The organism is Sphingopyxis sp. (assembly GCF_035250425.1).
GTDB lineage: Bacteria > Pseudomonadota > Alphaproteobacteria > Sphingomonadales > Sphingomonadaceae > Sphingopyxis.
Map to the genome: position 1 here is coordinate 1 of NZ_DATFFD010000120.1, position 3,974 is coordinate 3,974.

The 3,974-nt window shown below is 64.7% G+C and carries 6 protein-coding genes; 1 reads left to right on the plus strand and 5 read right to left on the minus strand.

What is annotated here, in order from left to right; all coding sequences use genetic code 11:
* From VJ811_RS06735 to VJ811_RS06755, 5 genes are all read right to left on the minus strand, one after another.
* The coding region (locus tag VJ811_RS06735) for a cell wall hydrolase (protein ID WP_324071489.1) at window positions 1-984 on the minus strand (984 nt) is incomplete at its 3' end.
* A 170-nt stretch (window positions 985-1,154) separates the two neighbouring features.
* A complete protein-coding gene (locus VJ811_RS06740; RefSeq protein WP_324071490.1) occupies window positions 1,155-1,349 on the minus strand; it encodes a hypothetical protein in 195 nt (64 codons plus the stop codon).
* A gap of 102 nt (window positions 1,350-1,451) precedes the next feature.
* A complete protein-coding gene (locus VJ811_RS06745) occupies window positions 1,452-1,658 on the minus strand; it encodes a cold-shock protein (protein ID WP_037514749.1) in 207 nt (68 codons plus the stop codon).
* Between the two features lie 258 nt (window positions 1,659-1,916).
* Entirely contained in the window at window positions 1,917-2,837 is a 921-nt protein-coding gene (dmeF, locus tag VJ811_RS06750) for a CDF family Co(II)/Ni(II) efflux transporter DmeF (RefSeq protein ID WP_324071491.1), read from the minus strand.
* An 8-nt stretch (window positions 2,838-2,845) separates the two neighbouring features.
* Entirely contained in the window at window positions 2,846-3,121 is a 276-nt protein-coding gene (locus VJ811_RS06755; RefSeq protein ID WP_324071492.1) for a metal/formaldehyde-sensitive transcriptional repressor, read from the minus strand.
* Window positions 3,122-3,327: 206 nt separating this feature from the next.
* Here VJ811_RS06755 and rimP point away from each other — a divergent pair, with 206 nt between their 5' ends.
* Complete coding sequence (rimP, locus tag VJ811_RS06760) at window positions 3,328-3,873, plus strand: ribosome maturation protein RimP (protein WP_324071493.1); 546 nt, start codon at window positions 3,328-3,330, stop codon at window positions 3,871-3,873.
* Window positions 3,874-3,974: the final 101 nt, after the last annotated feature.

Consider the following 3,974-nt stretch of genomic DNA (forward strand, 5'->3'; position numbering starts at 1 on the left):
CGCCGCGGCCGTATCGGGAAGCGGCGCGGCGGCGCCGGTGAGCATCGGCGCCGGGCCGGCGCCGGGCGCAAGTCCCTGACCCGTCAGGATCGCAAGCTGCTGCGCGAGCGGCAGATAGGGGCCGGGCACCGGCTCGCGCCCCAGATAGGGCGCGCGGAACGCGTCGGGCATGCCCCAGCGGCCGCGCCAGCGATGGAAGATGTGCGCGCCGACGATATTGGTCATCACCAGGCTCTTGCCCCAGCGCGGCCAGATCGCCTGCGTGTGATAATGCGTCGCGAGGCCGACCTTGGGGAAGACAGTGCCGCCGAGCGCCGCCGATGCGATGCGGCTGGCGCGCAGCCAGTTGGGCTTGCTTGGGCTCCGCGCCATCGCACCGTCGCAGCTGAAGGTGAACTGGCACACGCCCGCGCGCTGCGATCCCTGGAAAACGACGCCGCATACGGTGTTGGGGAAACTCGGGTGGCGGACGCGGTTGATTACCGTCTGCGCGACGCCGCGCATTCCGTCGTCGGTTTCCGACGCGGCTTCATAATAGATGGCGGCGGTCAGACAATAATGCGCGCGCTCGCGGTCGAGCGCGGTGACGCCGCGGAATATATAGGGTTTGGCGGGGGGGCCGACAAAGGCTTCCTCGCGCAGCAGGGCGGGGTCGGCAGGCGGCAGCGCCGCCGCGTCGCCATAACCGACGCTGTCGGGGTCGGGCAGCGTCGGGTCGATCTTCAGCGCGTCCGCATAATCCTCGGCATTCATGATCGCCCAGCGTTCGGGATCATAAGCGCGAAAGTTCAGCGGCACCGTCACGCTATACGGGCCAAAGACCGTCGGCGCGCGCAATTGCCCGCTCGACAGCAGGAAGGCGAGGCATGCGACCGCCATCACCGCGACGATCGCCGCCCAAAAGGTGCGCCCCGGACCCGCCGGTTTTTCCGGCACCGGGTCGCGCCACGTCGAGCGGGCGGTCAGGGACAGTTCGGGCTTCATTCGCGCATCAAATTCCATCGCTCCGCCCGTCGCCGATTCGCGCGGACGGGGTGTCAGCTAGCCTTATACGCTGAAACGCCAACAAAATGTTGCAATGCCTGTGCGGTGGGTCGCTCGGCAGCGGGCCGGAGCGGATATGGGAAGGCGCAGAACGCAGGGGCGTTCGCCGACTAGCCGCCGATGATCGGCGTCACTTCAGGACGCGCAACGGCGAAATATCGGCTCATGCCGCGGCGCGCGCGATAGGCGTCGATGCGGTCGGCATAATGGCCGGGCAGGTCGAAATCGGCATGGCGCGCGCTGGCGCCGCGCGGGCGACCGACGGCCATCAAGGCCATCTGGTGCCGGTAGAAAAGCTCGTTCATATCCATAGGATCATTCCTTGGGGTGCCTGCACGAGCTGGGACGCCGAAACGATCGGCGGATGGTCCGGCCCGGCACCCCGAAGGACGCCGGGCCGGATATCATCATGCAGGCTGAAGATTGACAGCCGAGGTCTTGCCGCGCTGGTCGGTTTCCAGCTCGTAGGAAACGCGCTGTTCCTTGTTCAGCGTCGCCATTCCGGCGCGCTCGACGGCGCTGATGTGGACGAAGCTGTCGCCCGAGCCATCTTCATTGGCGATGAAACCATAGCCTTTGTCACTGTTGAAGAATTTTACGGTGCCGATGGGCATGGGTGTTTCCTTTCACGAAAACAAATAATCAACCGGCAAAAGCACCGGAGGAGCTGGTAGCGCGTGAAGGGAAGTATCCGCCGCTAGGCATCAAATTTCCGTCGCAGGCGACGTTAGCTCCGTCAGATTGAAACTATTTTGCCAAAAAGTCAAGGTTTCTGGCAATTTCCGTAATTCTCCGCTGTTTACGGAGGAAATATTCGAGCGGAATTTACCCAGCGCAACCGATAGCGAATATCCCGCCGCACCCAGCCCGATTCAGCGAATCTCGACCGTCAGATGTTCGATTTCGTGGACGGGTTTGACCCGCGTGCAAATGACCTCGCGCGTCGCGCCGACGACGCTGATGATCGCCGAATGCGCGCCCGGACCGACGCGCCAGACGTGGAGGTCGGTGATCTTCGCGTCGCCCGGGCCTTCGACCAGTTCGCGAATCTCGGCCTCGATCGCGGCGTCGGTCGCGTCGAGCAGCACCGCGCCGGTGTCACGCATCAGCGACCAGGCCCACACCGCGATCACGACCGATCCGGCGATCCCCATCAACGGATCGAGCCACACCCAGCCCAGATAGCTCCCGCCGAGCAGGGCGGCGATCGCGAGCACCGAGGTCAGCGCATCGGCGACGACATGCAGATAGGCCGAGCGGAGATTATTGTCGCGTTCGTGCGTTTGGCCGTGATGATGATCGTCGCCGTGATGATGCGAATGGTCGTGGTCGTGCCCATGGCCGAGCAGTAGCGCGCTCACGACATTCACCCCCAGCCCGATCACCGCGATGATTGTCGCCTCGGTAAAGGCAACCGGCCGCGGGTCGACAAGGCGCATCGCCGATTCGAACGCGATGCCGAGCGCAACGATGCCGAGCACGAGCGCCGAGGCGAAGCCGGCGAGGTCGCCGACCTTGCCGGTGCCAAAGCTGTAGCGGCGTCCATGCGCGTGGCGCTTCGCATAGGCATAGGCGATCGCCGCGATGCCGAGCGCGCCCGCGTGCGTCGCCATATGAAAACCGTCGGCGAGCAGCGCCATCGAGTTGAAGGCAAGCCCCGCGGCGATCTCGCCGACCATCATCACCGCGGTGAGTGCGACCACCCACAAGGTACGCCGCGCATTCTCGTCGTGCCGCTTGCCGAGGAAGACATGGTCGTGGGCCAGCGCTTCGATCTCGCTATCGAAAGACATGCCGGCTCCTATTTCGTGTAGCGGCGGATCGCCGCGAGCAGTTCGTCGCCGCCTTGCGCGCGCTCGGCGTCCGAGAGGCCGGGTGCGACGACATGTGATTGCATATGCTCGGCGACGAGTTCGTCCATCAGTCCGGCAACCGCGCCACGGACCCCTGCGACCTGATGCAGGATCGCCGCACAACCCGCCTCGCCCGCAATCGCGCGTTCGATCGCCGCGATTTGCCCGGCGATCCGCCGGGTGCGTGCGAGGAGCTGGTCCTTGTTGGCATGTGTATGCGACATAGGATACCCCCCTATCCTATATTCGCGATCGATGCAACCGAGGCGCTCGCTGCGGCGACGAGGCCGCATTCCCCCCTTGCCGACTCACCCGCCAAAGCCTATATGCGCCGTACTTCTTGACATGGTTAGCCAGTTGGGACGTCGGGGCCGCGGGCCGCGGCGGCTATACCCACATGCTTTCCGGTCATCCGAAACGGGAAATTTCATTGGCCGATCTCGACGCCCTCAATGCGATCATCGCGCCCGAAGCCGAGGCTCTGGGCCTTGCGCTCGTGCGCGTCGCCTTTTTCGGCGGCGAGAGCGATCCGACGTTGCAGGTGATGGCCGAGCGCCCCGATACGCGCCAGTTGACGATCGACGATTGCGCCGACCTGTCGCGCCGCATCTCCGACCGTCTCGACGCGCTCGAGGAAGCGGGCAAGGACCTGATCGATCAGGCGTACCGGCTCGAAGTGTCGTCGCCGGGCATCGACCGGCCGCTGACGCGCCGCACCGACTTCGCCGACTGGGCGGGGCACGAGGCGAAGATCGCGCTCAAGGAAAAGCGCGACGGGCGCCAGCGCTTCAACGGCGAACTGATCGGCATCGACGGCGATACCGTCACGATTTCGGATAAAGAGGGTGTGGAGCACAAGCTGCCGTTCGACGCGATCGATACCGCGAAGCTCGTTCTCACCGACAAATTGATTGCCGCAACCGTCCCGCTCTCGATCGAGGGCGCCGACGAAATGGAAGAAGAAGGACAGGACTGATGGCCACTGCCATTTCCGCCAACAAGGCCGAGCTGCTCGCGATTGCCAACAGCGTCGCCAGCGAGAAGATGATCGACAAGGGCATCGTCATCGAGGCGATC